The sequence below is a fragment of the Marinilabilia rubra genome, from assembly GCF_003121985.1.
GTDB lineage: Bacteria > Bacteroidota > Bacteroidia > Bacteroidales > Marinilabiliaceae > Marinilabilia > Marinilabilia rubra.
Map to the genome: position 1 here is coordinate 170,225 of NZ_QEWP01000008.1, position 18,573 is coordinate 188,797.

Annotated in this window: 15 protein-coding genes; 11 read left to right on the forward strand and 4 right to left on the reverse strand. The window is 40.5% G+C overall.

From position 1 onward, the window contains the following. Positions 1-52: 52 nt before the first annotated feature. The gene (locus DDZ16_RS11660; protein WP_109264647.1) at positions 53-472 is read right to left on the reverse strand and encodes a hypothetical protein; all 420 of its coding nucleotides are present in this window, start codon (positions 470-472) and stop codon (positions 53-55) included. 647 nt (positions 473-1,119) lie between these two features. Then, positions 1,120-1,494 carry a hypothetical protein gene (locus DDZ16_RS11665; RefSeq protein WP_109264648.1) on the reverse strand — a complete coding sequence of 125 codons (375 nt, stop codon included), beginning with the start codon at positions 1,492-1,494 and terminating at the stop codon, positions 1,120-1,122. A 391-nt stretch (positions 1,495-1,885) separates the two neighbouring features. Between DDZ16_RS11665 and DDZ16_RS21110 the strand changes: the two genes are divergently transcribed. The 7 genes from DDZ16_RS21110 to DDZ16_RS11700 all read left to right on the forward strand — a co-directional run bounded on the left by DDZ16_RS21110 (position 1,886) and on the right by DDZ16_RS11700 (position 10,331). Continuing rightward, a complete protein-coding gene (locus DDZ16_RS21110; protein WP_158275655.1) occupies positions 1,886-1,999 on the forward strand; it encodes a helix-turn-helix domain-containing protein in 114 nt (37 codons plus the stop codon). 176 nt (positions 2,000-2,175) lie between these two features. Beyond that, the gene (locus tag DDZ16_RS11675) at positions 2,176-4,968 is read left to right on the forward strand and encodes an ATP-binding protein (RefSeq protein WP_158275656.1); all 2,793 of its coding nucleotides are present in this window, start codon (positions 2,176-2,178) and stop codon (positions 4,966-4,968) included. A 262-nt stretch (positions 4,969-5,230) separates the two neighbouring features. Continuing rightward, positions 5,231-5,812: a thioredoxin family protein gene (locus tag DDZ16_RS11680; protein ID WP_109264651.1), complete on the forward strand. Its 582-nt coding sequence runs from the start codon at positions 5,231-5,233 to the stop codon at positions 5,810-5,812. A 19-nt stretch (positions 5,813-5,831) separates the two neighbouring features. Then, on the forward strand, positions 5,832-6,527 hold the full coding sequence (locus DDZ16_RS11685) for a fatty acid desaturase (protein WP_109264652.1): 696 nt from the start codon (positions 5,832-5,834) through the stop codon (positions 6,525-6,527). Positions 6,528-6,727: 200 nt separating this feature from the next. After that, positions 6,728-8,254: a 2,3-bisphosphoglycerate-independent phosphoglycerate mutase gene (gene gpmI, locus DDZ16_RS11690; protein ID WP_109264653.1), complete on the forward strand. Its 1,527-nt coding sequence runs from the start codon at positions 6,728-6,730 to the stop codon at positions 8,252-8,254. Positions 8,255-8,509: 255 nt separating this feature from the next. Then, on the forward strand, positions 8,510-9,550 hold the full coding sequence (locus DDZ16_RS11695) for a GMP reductase (protein WP_109264654.1): 1,041 nt from the start codon (positions 8,510-8,512) through the stop codon (positions 9,548-9,550). Positions 9,551-9,731: 181 nt separating this feature from the next. Further along, positions 9,732-10,331, forward strand: a complete 600-nt coding sequence (locus DDZ16_RS11700) for a DUF3109 family protein (protein WP_109264655.1) — start codon at positions 9,732-9,734, stop codon at positions 10,329-10,331. 68 nt (positions 10,332-10,399) lie between these two features. Here the strand turns inward: DDZ16_RS11700 and DDZ16_RS11705 are convergent, their stop codons facing one another. Then, the gene (locus DDZ16_RS11705; RefSeq protein ID WP_109264656.1) at positions 10,400-11,329 is read right to left on the reverse strand and encodes a GDSL-type esterase/lipase family protein; all 930 of its coding nucleotides are present in this window, start codon (positions 11,327-11,329) and stop codon (positions 10,400-10,402) included. Between the two features lie 164 nt (positions 11,330-11,493). On the opposite strand from DDZ16_RS11705, the gene DDZ16_RS11710 reads away from it, so the two are divergent. Beyond that, positions 11,494-12,204 (forward strand): YebC/PmpR family DNA-binding transcriptional regulator, encoded by a 711-nt coding sequence (locus DDZ16_RS11710; RefSeq protein ID WP_109264657.1) that lies wholly within the window; start codon positions 11,494-11,496, stop codon positions 12,202-12,204. A gap of 89 nt (positions 12,205-12,293) precedes the next feature. Here DDZ16_RS11710 and DDZ16_RS11715 read toward each other — a convergent pair whose 3' ends face one another. Continuing rightward, positions 12,294-12,761 (reverse strand): DUF302 domain-containing protein, encoded by a 468-nt coding sequence (locus DDZ16_RS11715; RefSeq protein ID WP_158275657.1) that lies wholly within the window; start codon positions 12,759-12,761, stop codon positions 12,294-12,296. Positions 12,762-12,979: 218 nt separating this feature from the next. Between DDZ16_RS11715 and DDZ16_RS11720 the strand changes: the two genes are divergently transcribed. The 3 genes from DDZ16_RS11720 (at position 12,980) to DDZ16_RS11730 (ending at position 18,546) form a co-directional block, all read left to right on the forward strand. Then, positions 12,980-14,350 (forward strand): dipeptidase, encoded by a 1,371-nt coding sequence (locus DDZ16_RS11720; RefSeq protein ID WP_109264659.1) that lies wholly within the window; start codon positions 12,980-12,982, stop codon positions 14,348-14,350. Positions 14,351-14,644: 294 nt separating this feature from the next. Further along, positions 14,645-16,837 carry a glutamine synthetase III family protein gene (locus DDZ16_RS11725; protein WP_109264660.1) on the forward strand — a complete coding sequence of 731 codons (2,193 nt, stop codon included), beginning with the start codon at positions 14,645-14,647 and terminating at the stop codon, positions 16,835-16,837. Positions 16,838-17,154: 317 nt separating this feature from the next. After that, positions 17,155-18,546, forward strand: coding sequence for a carboxypeptidase regulatory-like domain-containing protein (locus tag DDZ16_RS11730; RefSeq protein WP_232526627.1), 1,392 nt, complete (start codon positions 17,155-17,157; stop codon positions 18,544-18,546). Positions 18,547-18,573: the final 27 nt, after the last annotated feature.

The window sequence follows — 18,573 nt, forward strand, 5'->3', positions numbered from 1 at the left end:
GCTTGCTTTATGCTTTGTAGGGTTTTGTGTTGTTTTCCTGATTCACCCATCTTTAAGATTTTTTGCTGCAAATATTAAATGCTTCAACATCGAGCATCCAGTCCTGGACGGTTAAAATTTCCATCTTGTCTTCAAAAAGTCGTTCATCCAGCATCCAGCTTTCAACTTCTATCATTTCTTTTGAATCTGAAAAAAGGGTTTCGTCAAGCATCCAGTTTTTAACCTCAATTCTGGATTCAACCAAATAGTCAAAGTTGAGCATCCACTCTTTTACTTCCATTATTGCGTACTCTGTTTCAAATGTGTTCTCGTCCAACATCCACTCAGCTATTTCAAGGTTCTCCTCTGTTGCTTCATTTATGACTGAAAGAACATTTTCTGATGGAGGCAGAAGTTCGTTGTTTGGATTGGTTGCATTGACGTTAATGGTTAAAGCGGTAAAGATGATGGTGAAAAATACTGAAGTTTTCATATCTAATTCCTCCTGTTTTAATTTTAAATAATTGTTCTTGTTAGGTTATTAATCAATGCTTGTGCCAAAAAGTGTAATAAGCAGTATTGTAGTTGTTTATGTTGGCGTGGGTGTTGTTTTGAACATAGAAAATTGTACGGAGGCGTAACAATATAGTGTGCGAAATCGAACGATGATTTTTCATTTAATAATCCAGGGAATGATTTCGTTTAATTACCTCGAAGTATTTTGGCTCGTATATTCTAAAAGACATCATGAGATTAAACTCAAATCAAACTCAATATAAAGTCATATTAAACTTTAATTAAAAACGGTTATAATAGACTTTAATTTGAGTTTAATATGCGTTTATCATGAATTAGTGCCTTTCCTGTTACAAACAAGAATGGAAGATGACCGAAAGAAGATTGCCGGTGAGAAAAGAATAGAAGGAGACAGTGATTACAAGCAAGACCGAACATGTGAAAATGTTTCAGCATGAGTCTTAATTTGTAGCATTGGGAAGTGCCGGTATTAATTCGGAATAATCACACCTAAACAGCTTTCTGGAGATCGGGAAGGATGTCAGGAGAGATACCTGGACAATAATGGCTGCCTCGGGGGCTTTGGGAGTACGCAAGTGATTGATGATGAGTGTTTGTGGGGTGTTATTTCTTCTGGAGTGCTTCCGGATCCAGCATCCAGTCCTCAATCTCTATGATCTCTTCATCAGAGGTGAAATCCTCAGGGGTTAACATCCAATCTTCAATTTCTACCAATTCTTCAGTTTTTTCAAATTCTGATTCATTGAGCATCCACTCTTCAATCTCCAGAAGCTCCTCTTCTGTCTCGAATGATTCAATATCTAACATCCAGTCAGCGATTTCGGTGAAAGATTCCTCATATTCATTAGTGTTTATGTATTCGAAGAAATTAGCATTCAATCTGGCTAGTGTTTTGGTCAGGTTCAGGTTCGGATTTTCAGCATTAATGTTGATGGTTAATGCAAGGGCAATGGCGGAAAAAATAGCTGCGGTTTTCATGATATAAATTTTTTAGTTTCGTTCGATTAGAGTATTCCAATAGATGTGCCAATGCTTGTAACCAATTGTAGGGTAGGTGCTTAGGTTGAGTGTTTTGACGTTAGGGCAAAGGATTAATGTTCGTTTCTGCAACAAGTAAATGTTCGATTTCGGACATGCTTTTCAAGCCTGTTTCAAGGGTCAATTACTCAAAAATGAGTATGGACAAAAGGCCAATTCCTAAATAAATTTTGGTTTATATGGATAAGAGGGCTCTGTTCTGTGCCTCTGTCTTGGATGAATTGTTTGACATTGAGGGGAATCGTCTTATGATTTTATAAGCGTTCGAACGATAATTGAAAAAAGGAGTTATGAAAAGAATTGTTGTGATTTTGCCGGGATTGGTCAAATATTGAACATCAGCCGCCATACTGTAGACATTCATCGTCGAAATATGCTGGCTAAATCCCGCCTTTGCAACACCGCTGAACTCATCGCTTTTTCAAACGAAAACCGTCTGCTTTAGATATTTTTTTGTCATCCGGGAATTCATAAATCCCTTTTTAAGAAGCCTGTTCAATAATTTACCGGTGATGAAAATCACCGCCAAAATGCTATTTCAGTCCCAACCTATTTTAGTTGTTTGCGTACAATGATGGGTTATCACTTTATTGATTAACAGAAAGGTTAAGCGGTTTGATGATGTCTGGTGCCAATAAAAAATATCAAGAGATACATGCCCGTAGAGACAAGATATTCGGTGTCCTTTCCGAATACTGTCTTTCGGGTGGCGATGCAAAAAGGGAAATACTGGATTTTGTTTGCGAAGGCGTAGCAATTCTTGATAATTTGGGAAATCCGGAGTTTATGAACATGGCATGGCAGCAATTTTTTCCTTTTGAAATTAAGGATAAAGAAAAACTAATTATTCATTGGATTTCACAAGCTTCCGAAAATAAGCTGGATGATAAAACAAGTTTTTTTGAGTTTCAGCGTGAACTGGACTTGTATGAATCTGAGGTTTCGGTGGAGTGCTTGTTTTTTGTAAAAAAGCAGAGATCTCATTCTGATATCGGATGTGCTTATCAGGTAATAATGTTTGATGTTTCGTTTCTCAGTAACTTGAAATCTGACTGGAAGCAAAAACTGGATGCTGTTGACGACATTGTTTTTTTAGTGGATGAGAAATTGGAAATTACAGAAACCAATCAAAAAGGATTAGATCTTACTTCATTGAGTATCCGGGATATTAAAGGGAAAAATATTTACGAATTATTGTTCGGGCACTCTCATGTCTGCAGGGAATGTTTAATTACCAATGCAAATAAAACCGGAAGGTCACAGTTTGTTGAAGAATTTTCACCGCTCTTCCAAAAATGGTTTTCGATAGATGTTACTCCCATCAACAATAAACAGGGAGCATCTGAAGAGTTCTTTTTGTCTGTTCATGATATCTCTGATTTGAAAGCTCAGGAAACCAAACTCAGAGAGACCAATCAGCAACTTAAAAAAAGAAATGCGGAATATGAACTGTTGAATGATGAGCTGGTTAGAAATAACATGCTCTTTGAAGCCACTCTTGAATCCACAGATAATGGTATTGTGGTTGTGGGGTGTGATGGAGATGTTTTGTTTTACAATAAAAGGTTTTTGGAATTGTGGAACCTTGACGAGAATATTTTTGTTCAGGGGGATGCAGACGGTTTGATGGAGGAAGTTAAAAGTCAGTTGAAATTTCCGAAAGCCTTTGAGAAAAAGATAAATGAGCTTAACGAAAATCCATCGATTTCAAGGGTTGATTACCTGGAATTTAAGGATGGTCGCATATATGAACGGTTTTCAAAATCCATTTTTTGGAAAGAAACCCCTTATGCAAGGGTTTGGAGTTTCAGAGATATTACCCGTACAAAACGGGCTCAAAAACGGTTGAAAGAGAGCGAGCATCGCTATTTGGAGATGTTTCGGAACATGCGAAGCGGAGTCGCTGTTTATGAAAGTGTTGAAGGGGGGGCTGATTTTAAATTCGTTAACTTTAACCGGGCTGCCGAGCAAATTTCCAAAGTTTCAAAAGATGAGGTTGTTGGACGAAGGCTTACGAAAATTTTTCCCGGGATGAAGAAAGGGATGTTGATTGAGGCAATGAGAAAAGTTTTAAAGACTGGTGAGCCTCTTGATCTGCCTCCGTTTTATTATAAAGATCAAACACGGGATGGATGGCGTAAGAATTATTTATACCGGCTTCCCTCTGGTGAAGTGGTTGCGATGTTTGACGATGTTTCGCTTGCTCTGGAGGCAGATAAAAAATTAAAGCAACATAATGAAGAGCTAAACATCATTAATCAGGAACTCCTGCTTGCCAAAGAAGCAGCTCAGGAAAGTGATCGCCTTAAATCTGCTTTTCTGGCCAACATCAGTCATGAAATACGGACACCCATGAATGGCATCATAGGATTTTCAGAATTGCTGGCCGGTAAAAAACTTCCCGTTGAAAAGGTTCAGTTTTATTCTAAAGTGATTGTTGACAGTGGACATCAATTGTTGAACCTTCTGGATGATGTTCTGGATACTTCCAAAATAGAATCCGGTTCATTAAAGTTGTCTGAGAAAGAGATTGTGGTGAATGATTTAATTAATGATCTTTTTGCCTTTTTCAACCCCATGACTGAAAACAAGGAGGTTTCTCTATATTTGCATAAGCCATTAAAAGATGAAGAGAGTTCCCTGAAAACGGATCCAAAGCGTTTACGTCAGGTGCTTACCAATCTATTATCAAATGCTTTTAAATTTACACTGAAAGGAGATGTCAGGTTTGGGTATGAAAAAAGGGGAAATACCTTCAGGTTTTTTGTGATAGATACCGGAATTGGAATAGCGAAGGATAACATTGAATTCGTTTTTGACCGTTTCTGGCAGGAGGAGAGTGGGATGAATAAAAATTTTGGAGGCACCGGCCTGGGATTGTCCATTTCCCAAAAACTTGTAGAAATATTGGGCGGCGATATTTGGGTAGAATCCCAAAAAGGTGAAGGGACGGCTTTTTATTTCGACATACCCGTTAAAAAAACTGAAATATCAGAGCCCGAAAAACCTGAAAAAGAAGAGCAGTCGGAAGTTCTCACAATTTTGGTAGCCGAAGATGAAGAGATAAACTACCTTTATCTTGAAGCTGTTTTATCCAAAGAGGATGTTGATGTAATACACGCTGTAAACGGTGCTGAAGCTGTTGATAAATATAAGTCTGTCAGCAATATAGATTTGGTGTTGATGGATATAAAAATGCCAGTGATGGATGGTTATGAAGCCCTGGATATTATTAAGGGGATAGATCCTCAAATGCCTGTAGTTGCACTGACTGCATATGCTATGGCTGAAGAGCGGGAGAAGGGACTTGAGCGCGGCTTTGATGAGTATTTGTCTAAGCCCCTAAAAGTAGATCAGCTATATGGAATAATTAAAAAAATAGAGAACCATAATGGCAAACTTACTCAAAAGTAGGAGAATCTGCGGCTTTAATCATTTCTATTAAACTCAATACTCCGTTGGATTTTTGTAAGGTGCTATAATTCAAATTTTTGAAATTGTACGCATAATCACTTTAAAGCCCGGTTATTAGTGTTATGTGGTTCGTCTTAAATCTTACCTGACTGCCGTCAGGCAGGTATCTAAAAATCTAAGGATCTATTGAAACTCAATAGACCTTTCAATTGTTATCTCACAAAGCATGAACTTAATTGTTTAATTGTGAAAACAGATTGAAATGGCATTTACGCTTGAGCCTGGGCAAAAAGCCCCTGATTTTAAACTGCCTGCTACTGATGGGCAAGAGTATTCACTCAAAGACTTTAATTCATATCCATGGTTGGTGGTGTTTTTTACATGCAACCACTGTCCTTATGTCCTGGGATCGGATGAAGAGACCAGAAAAACAGCAGAAAAATATGCCTCACAAGGCGTGAAGTTTTTAGGAGTCAACTCAAATAGCCAAAATACATATGCAGAGGATAGTTTTGAGCATATGGTGGAACGCATGAAGCAGCATCAGTTTCCCTGGTTGTATTTACGCGACGAATCTCAGGAAGCAGCAACAGCTTACGGAGCTCTCCGTACTCCCCATTTTTTCGTGTTTAATAAGACAAGAAACCTCGTTTATACGGGAAGAGGAGTCGATTCTCCCAGAGATGCCGGTAGAATGACTGAAAATACACTTGACATTGTGTTGGACGCTCTTGTTTCCGGTAAAAAACCACCAGTGGAAAAAACCAACCCCATTGGGTGTAATGTAAAGTGGGATGGTAAAGACGCCCATTGGATGCCGGCTGATGCCTGTGACCTTGTATAACCATATTTGATTTTGGAAAATGTCTGATAATTATAAAAACCGTGGAGTTATTATTGCCTCTTTGGTTGTCATCCTGTGGATAGGGCACCTTCTGTATGGCTTATTAGAGGTGGAGATCGCAGCAGATAATCCCTGGGTGTATTTACACATACTGGTGCAAACACATCTGTTTACCGGTCTTTTTATAACCGGCCATGATGGGATGCATGGTACCATAAAGCCACATAGTCCTGTCATAAATAAAGTATTTGGAACTGCAGCGAGTTTTTTGTATGCCGGGTTGTCTTTCACTAAACTTAAAAAAAATCATCAGAAGCATCACAATCATCCCGGAACACCTGAGGATCCGGACTACTGCGAAAGATCTCAGAACTTTTTCGTCTGGTACTTTACTTTTATGTGGCGTTACCTCACGATATGGCAAATTTTGGTGATGGCTGTACTGTTTAATGTTCTGGGAGTTTGGTTTTCTGAAAGCCGGCTCATTCTTTTATGGATTGTACCTGCGTTTCTGTCTACATTTCAGATGTTTTATTTCGGGGTTTATGCCCCGCATAAGCAACCTCATCTTAACCAAATGATGCCTTACCGGTCCAGGACTATGAACAAGAATCATATTTGGGCTTTTTTGAGTTGCTGGTTCTTTGGGTATCATTATGAACATCACCAATCTCCATGGACTCCCTGGTGGAAATTGCATGCTGTGAAGAAATGATCCGTCTTTATTTCAGTTTTTTAACTTCCTTAACACCCTCTGCTTTTTTTTTGATGGCAAATTAGGTACTTTTGGCGCGCGTTGGAAAACTGAATGTGGAGAAGTTTGTTTCTACAATGTAAAACTGCTGAAAATCTGGTGTTTTATTTAGCCGGTTATTCGGTGATTTATTACAAAAATTCAATAAAAATAAAATAATCATGGACAAAAAAACCATACTAATTATTCTCGACGGTTGGGGATACGGAAAAAAAGATAAGTCCGATGTTATCTCTGCCGGAGATACACCTTATTTCGACAGTCTTGTTAAAAACTACCCAAACTCTCAGCTTCAGGCTTCAGGCGAAAATGTAGGATTGCCGGACGGACAAATGGGTAATTCTGAAGTTGGTCACCTGAATATTGGTGCTGGTCGTGTTGTTTATCAGGATTTGGTGAAAATTAACCTGGCCATCAAGGATAATAGTATTTCTGAAAATCCTGAATTGGTTAAAGCCTATAACTACGCCAAAGAAAATAATAAGCAGGTTCATTTCCTGGGCCTTGTTTCTAAAGGTGGTGTTCACAGTAGTCAGGAGCATCTCTATAAATTGACTGATGTAGCTAAAGACTTTGGCCTGGAAAAAGTATTTGTACACGCTTTCATGGACGGTCGTGATACCGATCCCAAGAGCGGTAAAGGTTATATGAGCGAATTGGTTGACCATTTGAAAACATCAGCCGGACAGGTAGCTTCAGTGATTGGTCGTTATTATGCAATGGATCGCGATAAACGTTGGGAGCGGATCAAGGAGGCTTACGATTTGATGGTGAGCGGAAAAGGAAAAGAAACTTCCGACTTGATTTCTGCCATTCAGGAATCTTATGACAATGATGTAACCGATGAGTTTATTAAACCTATTGTCAATGTAGATGAAAACGGAAAACCTGTTGGAACCATTCAGGAAGGCGATGTGGTTGTTTTCTTTAACTTCCGTAACGATCGTGCACGTGAGATTACTCAGGTACTTACTCAGCAGGATATGCCTGAATATGATATGAAAACCATTCCGTTGCACTATTGTACATTGACACCTTACGACGCGACCTTTAAGGATATGCACATCCTTTTTGATAAGGACAATGTGAAAAATACCATGGGTGAGGTGGTTTCGCAAAACGGTCTTAAACAACTCCGCATCGCAGAAACTGAAAAATATGCTCACGTTACCTTCTTTTTCTCCGGAGGCAGAGAAGATGTTTTTGAAGGAGAAGATCGTATTTTGATTAACTCACCTAAGGTGCCGACTTACGATCATCAGCCCGAAATGAGTGCTTTTGAGGTGAAGGATGCCATTGTAGGTGAATTGAATAAACACAAATACGATTTTGTGTGTCTGAATTTTGCCAATGGTGATATGGTAGGGCATACAGGCGTTTATGATGCCATTAAGAAAGCCGTCAAAGCTGTTGATAACTGTTTGAAAGATGTGGTTGAAGCAGCCAAGAAGAACGGTTACGAGGCCATCGTTATTGCCGATCACGGAAATGCCGATAATGCTGTGAATCCCGATGGTTCACCTAATACTGCTCACTCTCTGAATCCGGTGCCTTTTATTTGGGTAACTGAACGTGAAGGTGACGTGAAGGATGGTATTCTGGCTGATGTAGCACCTTCATTATTGAAACTTATGGGTGTTGAAAAGCCTGGGGATATGACTGGTAACAGTCTTATTGATCTGAAATAATATTGAATTTCTCCTTGTGCAGATCCCCTGAGGTTTGCATATAATGTTAAGAAATATTTCAGAAGGACAGTAGTAATTTTAGCTGCTGTCCTTTTTTTGGGCTTTTTTTTAAGAGGAATTCTGCGCAGGGGTAATGGGGTGATATCTGGTTTTTATTTCAGACCAGCCTCATGGATTAATTTTGCACCCGCCCGGGTTTCGTTTTGTAATTGTTGAAGAGAAAATATTAACTTGTCTTGTTTAAAAACTTAAGAAATGAGAATAGAGAACGACATTAAGCTGGGATTTAAAGATGTAATGTTCCGACCCAAGAGGTCAACTTTAAAAAGCCGCTCGCAGGTTGAGGTGGAAAGAACTTTTAAACTATTGCATGCTGGTTTCGATTGGACAGGAGTGCCCGTAATGGCTGCCAATATGGATACGGTTGGCACATTTGAAATGGCCTTGGCTTTAGCCCAAAAGAAAATGTTTACTGCCATGCATAAACATTATTTGCCTGAGGAGTGGGATCAGTTTCTGGAATCGGCTCCTGGAGGTATTGAAAATTACATTGCCGTAAGTACCGGAACCGGTCGACAGGATCTGGAAAAGGTGAAATCGATTTTTGAAAAGCACCCAAACTTAAAATTTCTCTGTATTGATGTTGCCAATGGTTATTCAGAGCAATTTGTCGCTTTCGTAAAAGAAGCCCGCAAACAGTTTCCGGACAAAGCCATTATAGCCGGAAATGTGGTGACGGGTGAAATGGTGGAGGAGTTACTGCTGGCCGGAGCAGATATTATTAAAGTGGGCATTGGCCCGGGATCTGTGTGTACTACGCGTGTAAAAACAGGTGTGGGTTACCCTCAGCTTTCAGCCATTATTGAGTGTGCAGATGCAGCGCACGGAATTGGAGGGCAGATTATCAGCGATGGAGGATGTGCAACTCCCGGCGATGTTGCCAAAGCTTTTGGAGCAGGAGCCGACTTTGTTATGCTGGGAGGGATGTTGGCCGGACATGACGAAAGTGGTGGTGAAATTGTTGAGAAAGAGGGGTGCAAGTATAAACAGTTTTATGGTATGAGTTCGGCTACAGCTATGGAAAAGCATGTTGGCGGTGTTGCTGAATACCGCGCCAGCGAAGGCAAAACTGTGGAGGTTGAATACCGCGGACCTGTTGATCAAACTGTTAAAGATATTTTAGGCGGTGTCCGTAGTACCTGCACTTATGTGGGTGCTTCAAAATTGAAAGAGCTGACCAAGAGAACAACCTTCATAAGAGTGGCAGAGCAGGAAAACCGGGTATACAATCAGTGATATGTTTTCGAAGACCTTTGCCTTCTGACTTGCGATTGTATGATTTGGGGGTATTTGTGACCCACTGTTGGTCTCTTTTTTACTTCCTGATAGTTTGGAATTTATATGCAAAATGTAGGAGCGTGTTAATATTTCTTTAACTTTGCAGGTTCAAACTTTTAAAGAATTCAGCGAGACGTAAATGGTTCAGATTGACGATAAAATTATTAGCCTGGACATCTTTCAGAAACAGTTTTTGTGCGACCTGCCTAAATGTTTGGGAAGTTGTTGTGTAGAGGGTGAGTCAGGAGCACCTCTTGAAGATGAAGAGATCAAAATTATTGAGGGTCTTTACCCCAAAATCAAACATCTTCTGTCTCCTGAGGCAGTCGAGGTTATTGAGCAAAACGGAACCTGGGAAACCGATACTGATGGTGATAAGGTTACGCCTATTATTCACGGTCGGGAGTGTGTTTATACCTATTTTGATGGTGACGGGGTTTGCAAATGTGCTATTGAAAAGGCACATGATGAAGGATTGGTCGATTTCAAAAAGCCTGTCTCATGCCATCTTTACCCCGTCAGGGTTGACAAATACCCTGCCTATGAGGCTTTGAATTACCATGTTTGGCCGGTTTGTAATCCTGCCAGGGAATTGGGGAAGCAAATTGGATTACCAATATTCCGATTCCTGAAAGAACCAATAATTCGTAAATACGGAGAAGTCTTTTATAGTGAACTTGAGGATGTTGCAATGCATCTTGAAAAACAAGAGTCAGAGAAATCCGGCGAATTGAAGTAAAACAGGCAACTAAAAAACTTAGGCCATTGCTTTATCGGAAAAAAATCCGGAAGCTATGGCCTTCTTTTTTAACGTCCGGGAATTAGTATCTTACCCGATGCAATGAAATTGTTGTTGCTTTCCAGTCGTACGATGTACAATCCTGCATTAACAGAACTTAGCGCGATCTCATGATTTTGCTGAGGGGATAATCTCCTTTTTTGGAGTATCAGTTTCCCTTCAAGGTTGTAAATTTTTAAGTCTGTAGTCACACCTGTCGTGAGATATAAGTGATTGCCATTCAATGTGAGCCTTAATTTAAGCTTTTGGTTTTCGATGAAGGTGTCATCTGTAAAAACGATGTCCTCCATAATTTGATCAACCCATAGTTTATACATCTCTCCACTTGGGTGTAGTTCATCATCAGCAACCAGGTTGGGTTCTTCCAGTCCTCTTCTCGAAATTGGGGTGATGTTGTGGTAGGCAATATTATATTCGTTCGTGATCTCTCTGTTTGCTGCATTGAAGTCGTCAATTTCCCGGCTAATTGAGGTTGAACCATTGCCAAAGGGAGTGTAAGCATAATCAGGAATTGAAACAACCATAACTTTAGATCTGTCTCCTCCTGCTAAATCAATAGCTGTTTGTAATAGCTCCTCAAATTCCACCTCGTAGGCAGATAGGCTTCCTCCCTGGTACTGGTTGTTTACACCTATCAACAGAGAAACCAGATCGTACTCTTTCGTGAATGTTTGTGCATTAATGGCATCCTGTAAATTATCTGTACGCCAGCCTGTTTGAGCAATAATCCTTACTTCCTGAACATTGATGCCTCTGAATTGCAGAGCCTGCCCTAATTGAACCGGCCAACGTTCTCTTTCTTCCACGCTTTCCCCAATGGTATAGGAATCTCCCAATGCCAAAAAACTCAGTGAATTATTGGTGTTTATCGTTTGGGTGAAAATATTTCCGGCAAAGAAAAAGGCCATTGTTGCTAATATGTATTTTAAACGTTTCATTTTTTAAGATAAAACACTCCGGATTATATATTTGTTTAGGGCTCTTAAAATGAGATAGGAGGCAAAGTTTTTTTCCTGAAAATAATAGTTGCTGAAAGAAGGAATTTTAAAAAACGGGTTTAAATTTGCGACGCAAAAATTTTTCATCTAAAATCAGAATTAAAATGGGACGCGCATTTGAATACAGAAAAGCCAGAAAACTTAAGAGATGGGGTAATATGGCTAAAACGTTTACTAAAATTGGTCGTGAAATTGCCATTGCAGTTAAAGATGGAGGTCCCGATCCTGCGGCAAACCCGCGTCTCCGTGTGTTGATTCAGAATGCCAAAACCGCTAATATGCCCAAAGACAATGTTGAGCGGGCAATAAAAAAGGCTTCGGGAAAAGATCAGGCCGATTATAAAGAGGTCGTTTACGAAGGATATGCTCCACATGGTATTGCTGTTTTGGTTGAAACCGCCACAGATAATCCCACTCGGACCGTTGCCAATGTCAGAAGTTACTTCAATAAAGCAGGAGGATCATTGGGAACATCCGGAAGTGTAGATTATATGTTTGAGCACAAATGCAGCTTCAAAGCGAAAATGAAAGAAGGCATTGATCTTGAAGAATTGGAGCTGGAATTGATTGATTCAGGGGTGCAGGAAGTTTTTGCGGATGAAGGATTTATTATGATTTATGGAGACTTTGAAGCATTCGGGCCTATACAAAAGCACCTCGAAGAAAATGATTTCGAGATAGAAAATGCTGAATTTGAGCGCATTCCTCAGGATACACGAGAGCTTAACGAGGAGCAGAGTGCAGATATTGAGAAACTGTTGGCAAAATTTGAGGAAGATGAGGATGTGACAAACGTCTTTCACAATATGGGCTAATCACCATTTAATAAGAGAATGGGTTGAAGTTTTTTACAAATAAAAAAACCCGGGGCAGAACCTAATCTGTTCCGGGTTTTTAAGTTGCTTTAATCTTCAATAACCCCTTTAATTATATCATTTATATCATTTTGAACATTTGCCATTAATGCTTTTGTTTCCTGATCAGTGTTTTCAGAGAGAGCCTTGAGGTTCATCATAGATAAATATGTATTGCCATCAGCTTTTTCATAAACAGATACACGGCAGGGCATCAATGCCAGGAAGTGCTTCATTTGGTCGTTGTCCAATACCTTGAAAGCATGCTCCGCATTACATAGCACAATTATTTTGGTTGGCTTTACATCTTTGCCGGCCTTTTTCATGCTAGCCTGCATGTCGTGCTCGGTGGGAATGGACCAGCCGGCATCCTTTGCAGATTTTCGGATCGTTTCAACTGTCTTGTCAAGCTGAAATTTACTCTGTTTTTCAATGGTGATGGACGGGGACTTTTGTGCATTGGCCACCATTGCGATTCCAATGAATAATAATGTTGCTAAAACTCTGAATTGTTTCATGGCTTTTAGTTTTTTGCATAGAAACATTTAGATGTATCGAAATGTTCAGCGTTCTTTAATAACCTTGACATTGCTCATTCCATTTTTCGGGTAAATTGCCGTAATTTCGGTCAGGGTTGGGTTGAATTGAAAACAAAACAGCCCATTTGTTATTTTATAAGGTATAATATATGTGTCACCACCTTCTTTAGAAAAATTGAAGGATCAATAAAAGATTTATGCAAGACATTAAACAATACATTGAAGAGAACAAGGATCGTTTTTTAGAGGAATTGTTCGAGTTAATCAGGATTCCATCCATCAGCAGTGATTCATCCCGAAAGGAAGATATGCGCAAAGCCTCCGAACAATGGGCGAGGATTCTTTTGGAAGCGGGAGCCGACAACGCCCGGGTGATGGAGACCAAAGGACATCCGGTTGTTTTCGGAGAGAAAAAGGTAGATGAAAATGCACCGACAGTTTTGGTTTACGGTCATACTGATGTAATGCCGGTGGATCCGGTGGATCTGTGGGATACAGATCCTTTTGAGCCGGTTATTAAAGATGGTAAGATTTGGGCCCGTGGCGCTGATGATGATAAGGGACAGGCTTTTATGCATGCTAAGGCATTTGAGTATTTGGTAAAAACCAATCAGTTGAAATGTAATGTCAAATTTTTGATCGAAGGTGAGGAAGAGATCGGATCAGCGAATTTACCTGAGTTTTGTGAGAATAATAAGGATTTACTTAAAGCAGATGTAATACTGGTTTCCGATACTTCCATGTTGGGGGCCGGAACACCCTCTATTACAACAGGGCTTAGAGGGTTGGCATATTGGCAGGTGGATGTAACCGGACCAAACAGAGATTTGCATTCGGGAATTTATGGTGGAGCTGTGGCTAATCCTATTAATGTGCTGTCAAAGATGATTGGTGATTTGATTGATGAAAACGGACACATTACCATACCCGGTTTTTATGATGATGTAATGGAGGTGAGTGAGCAGGAGCGCACTTTAATGGCCAAGGCCCCCTTTGATGAGGATGCATATAAGAAATCCATCGATGTAAAAGAACTTCATGGAGAGAAAGGATATGCCACTCCCGAGCGCACAGGAATAAGGCCTTCGTTTGATGCCTGCGGAATATGGGGTGGATTTACCGGAGAGGGAGCTAAAACTGTTTTGCCTTCCAAGGCTCATGCTAAGTTGTCCTCCAGATTGGTTCCTAATCAAAATCATGAGAAAATTGCGCAACAGTTTAAAGAGTACTTTGAATCTGTTGCTCCGGACTCTGTTAAGGTTGAAGTCTCCGTACTTCACGGAGGTCAGGCATATGTTTGCCCTATTGATATGCCAGCTTATCAGGCAGCTGAAATGGCCTATCAGCAAACTTTTAAAAAGCGCCCGGTTCCTGTTCGCAGCGGTGGATCAATTCCGATTATTTCAACATTCGAACAAATCCTGGGTATAAAATCTGTACTTATGGGGTTTGGCCTCGAGAGTGATGCCATACACAGTCCTAATGAAAATTTTCCGTTGGACCAGTTTTTTAAAGGAATTGAAACCATTCCTTATTTTTACAAACATTACTCCGAAATGAAAAAGTGACAAAAATCAATCCTTGACAATAGAGTAGTGTGTTGATATATTTGAGGGTCATTTTTCCAATGACCCTCTTTTTTTTTGGATATGCTCAAAAAAACAATCTATTATGATTTGTAATGAGTGATTGTTTAAAAAGAGGGTTTTTATGGCTTTTTGTGTTGTTTATTTTTGATTTGGGTGAAAAAATGAAGGGTTTTGGATTGAAAAAACAATAAATTTTCAAAAAACACCCCAAATAATTACTGGTTTGTAATAAAGTTTGTATATTTGCCACAGCTAACTCGAAAAATAATTGTTATGCCAAAGTTGAGATTTTCCGCACTGGAGGAGCTCCTTGAAAGGGAGCCAAAAAAAGTAGAGGGAACAAGGATTCCCACATCAGACTACTATGGAGAACTGGTTTTTGACCGTTCTAAAATGAAGAAATACCTTTCTAAAGAGGCGTTTCAGCATGTTATTGAAACCATGGAAAAAGGGACCCGCATTGATCGCAAAATGGCTGATCAGATTGCTTTGGGGATGAAAGCCTGGGCCATGGAAAATGGGGCAACTCATTACACTCACTGGTTTCACCCGTTAACTGACGGAACTGCAGAGAAGCATGATGCATTCCTTACTTTTGGTGAGTTCGGTAGCATGGTTGAAAGTTTTTCAGGATCATTGCTGGTTCAGCAGGAGCCTGATGCTTCAAGCTTCCCATCAGGAGGTATTCGTAATACTTTCGAAGCTCGTGGTTACACTGCCTGGGACGTTTCATCTTCTGCCTTCATTGTTGGTACAACTTTATGTATCCCAACTATTTTTGTTTCCTATACAGGACACGCTCTTGACTATAAAACACCATTGCTGAAAGCAGTGCATGCTGTTGATAAAGCAGCTGTAGATGTTTGTCAGTTTTTTGATAAAAATGTTTCAAAGGTTATCAGTAACCTTGGATGGGAGCAGGAGTATTTCCTTATTGATGAAGCTCTTTACAATGCCCGTCCCGACCTTCACCTGACTGGTCGTACTTTGATGGGGCACTCTTCTGCTAAAGATCAGCAGTTAGATGACCACTATTTCGGTTCTATTCCTACCCGCGTAATTGCTTTTATGGAAGAATTCGAAATTGAAGCATACCGCCTGGGTATTCCTGTTAAGACTCGTCACAATGAGGTAGCTCCTAACCAGTTTGAGGTAGCTCCAATTTTTGAAGAAGCCAACCTTGCCAACGATCATAACCAGATGGTGATGGACGTGATGAAGCGTGTGGCTCGCAAGCATAAATTCAGAGTACTCTTCCATGAGAAGCCATTTGCAGGTATCAATGGTTCAGGTAAGCACAATAACTGGTCATTGAGTACCAATACCGGAGTAAACTTGCTTTCACCCGGGAAAAATCCAAAGAGCAACATGCAGTTCCTTACTTTCCTTGTGAACGTACTGAAAGCTGTTCATGATAACCAGGAGATTCTGCTTGGAAGTATTCTTACTGCCAGTAACTCTCACCGTCTGGGTGCTAACGAGGCTCCTCCGTCAATTATCTCTGCTTTCCTTGGAACTCAGATTTCAGCTATGCTCGACGAGCTTGAAACCAGGGTATCTGATAAAAAGATGACTCCGGATGAGAAGACTGCTCTTAAACTGGATATTGGTAAAATTCCTGAAATTCTTCTGGATAATACCGATCGTAACCGTACTTCTCCTTTCGCCTTTACCGGAAACCGTTTCGAGTTCCGTGCCGTTGGTTCTTCTGCTAACTGTGCTTCTGCTTTGATCGTTCTGAATACAGCGGTTGCTAATCAGTTGAAGGAATTTAAGACCGAGGTAGATGCCTTGATTGAGAAAGGTGTTAAGAAAGATGAAGCTATCTTCCAGGTAATTAAAGAATATATTACTGCTTCTAAAAATATTCGTTTTGATGGTGATGGTTACAGTCAGGAGTGGGTTGATGAAGCTGCCCGTCGCGGTTTGGCTAACATCTCCAATGTTCCTGAGGCTATTCAGTCATTCCTGATGGATAAGTCTAAGAAGCTGTTTACGGAAAATAACGTATTCACAGAAGTTGAGCTGGAAGCCCGCTGCGAAGTTGAAATGGAGAAATTTGCTAAGAAAATCCAGATTGAAGCTCGTGTTTTGGGAGATCTTGCTCTTAATCACATAGTGCCAACTGCCGTTCAGTACATGAATACATTGATTGAAAATGTACAGGGACTGAAAGATGTATTTGGCGATACCGAAGACTTCCAGGATCTGGCTTCTGATCGTCTTGATTTGATCAAGAAGATTTCGAACCATATCAAGAGCATCAAGAATAAGACTCACGAAATGGTTGAAGCTCGTAAAGTTGCCAACAAGGAGGACGATATGACCAAGCTGGCTGAGCAATACGATCAGAATGTTCGTCCTTACCTTGATGATATCAGATATCACATTGATAAGCTTGAATTGACTGTTGATAACGCAATGTGGCCATTGCCTAAATACAGAGAACTTTTGTTTGCCCGTTAATATTGCGGGAGAGGTTTTGACTCCGGAATGCCTGTTGTTTTCAGCAGGCATTCTTTTTTTATAACTGATCAATAAAAAAATAATTTTCTCATTTTTTCGTTACTGTTGAGGTTAATAGTAACTTTGAGAACTGTGTAAACTGTAATAATGTGATCAGTCTAATGCCCCTCATATTTTTTCGGATTTTTAAGAATATATTTTTTTCGGGCCTTTTGGTCGTTTTGTTTATAGGCTGTAGTGCTGAGACGAAACTGGCATCGGGTGTCAAGCTCTATGATATCGGCGAATACAATAGCGCGGTAGAAAAGTTTCGGAAAATGGACTTTGAAAACCGATATTACCGGGGGCAAGCTGCTTTCTATCTGGCCATGTCTTACTATCAGATTGGTCAGGGACCCCGGGCCTCAGCTTATTTTGAACGGGCCATTCGTTATGGGTTTTCCGATCCTGTTGCGTATTTTTATTTAGGTCAGTCGCTACGGATGCGTGAGGAATATGAGGAGGCCGTAACAGCCTACGAAAAATTTCTTGAGCATGATGTAGGGAATAGTGCTGCTCTTAATGGCATTCGGTCTTGTCGTATGGCTCTGAAAAATCCCAAAGAAACACGTTACGAATTGGAGGTGAACCGTGATTTACGCTCCAGGGAGAGCGACTACTCTTCTGCTTTTGCCGGAGACGATTACTCTACGGTTTATTTTTCATCAATGCGTGGCGGAGATAAAAAGAAGATTACAAATCCGATTACCGGACAGGGGAGTTCCCGCATATTTAGTGCCATTCAGGATGGAGAAGGAGGCTGGGAAGATCCTGTGCTTTTTGTGGGTGGGGAAGATCCTGTGTTTGATGACGGAACCCCTGCTTTTTCTTTTGACGGGAAAGAAATGTTTTTCACGCGGTGCACATTCTCTGAAGAAGGACCGCAGGGAGCATCGATTATGGTGCGGAAGCGATCAGGTGGAAGGTGGGGGGAGCCTGAAAAATTGGTTCTTGGTTCTGATAGTCTTGTATTTGCTCATCCGGCCATATCACCCGATGGTAATACCCTTTATTTTGTTTCAGATATGCCAGGCGGATTTGGTGGTAAAGATCTTTGGAAAGTAACCCGTTCATCAGGCAGCGATTGGGGAATTCCTGAGAATCTTGGGATTGAAATAAATACGCCTGCCGATGAAATGTTTCCAACTGTGCGAAGTGACGGGCGGTTGTATTTCTCTTCTGATGGTCTTGTAGGGTATGGCGGGCTGGATATTTTTGAAGCTGTCTTTGTAAGCGATACAGTCGGGTGGGCGGTTGAAAACCTTGGGCTTCCTTTAAATTCGCCCGGACATGATTTTGGAATTGTTTTTAGGGGAGAACGTAATATGGGGTTCCTTTCATCTTCAAGAGGAAGTTACCGTGGTGTTGATCAGATGTTTGATTTCCATTTGCCACTTATCGAAGCCATGATTGAGGGGGAAGTGCTTGATGAAGAGGGTGATCCTGTTGAAGAGGCAATGGTGAGAGTGGTAGGGAATAACGGAACTAATTTTACCACAAAAACTTCATCAAGGGGAAGATTCAATTTTGTGCTTCAGCCTGAAGCCAATTATATTATTATGGTTTCTGCAGAAGGTTTCTATAACGGGAAAGCTGATCTGTCTACCCGGGGTATGGAGGAAAGCGATGATGTTGAAACCTCAATTGTTCTTCAATCTGTGGAGAATTAGGATATTCAGATCTTCCATATGATCTTC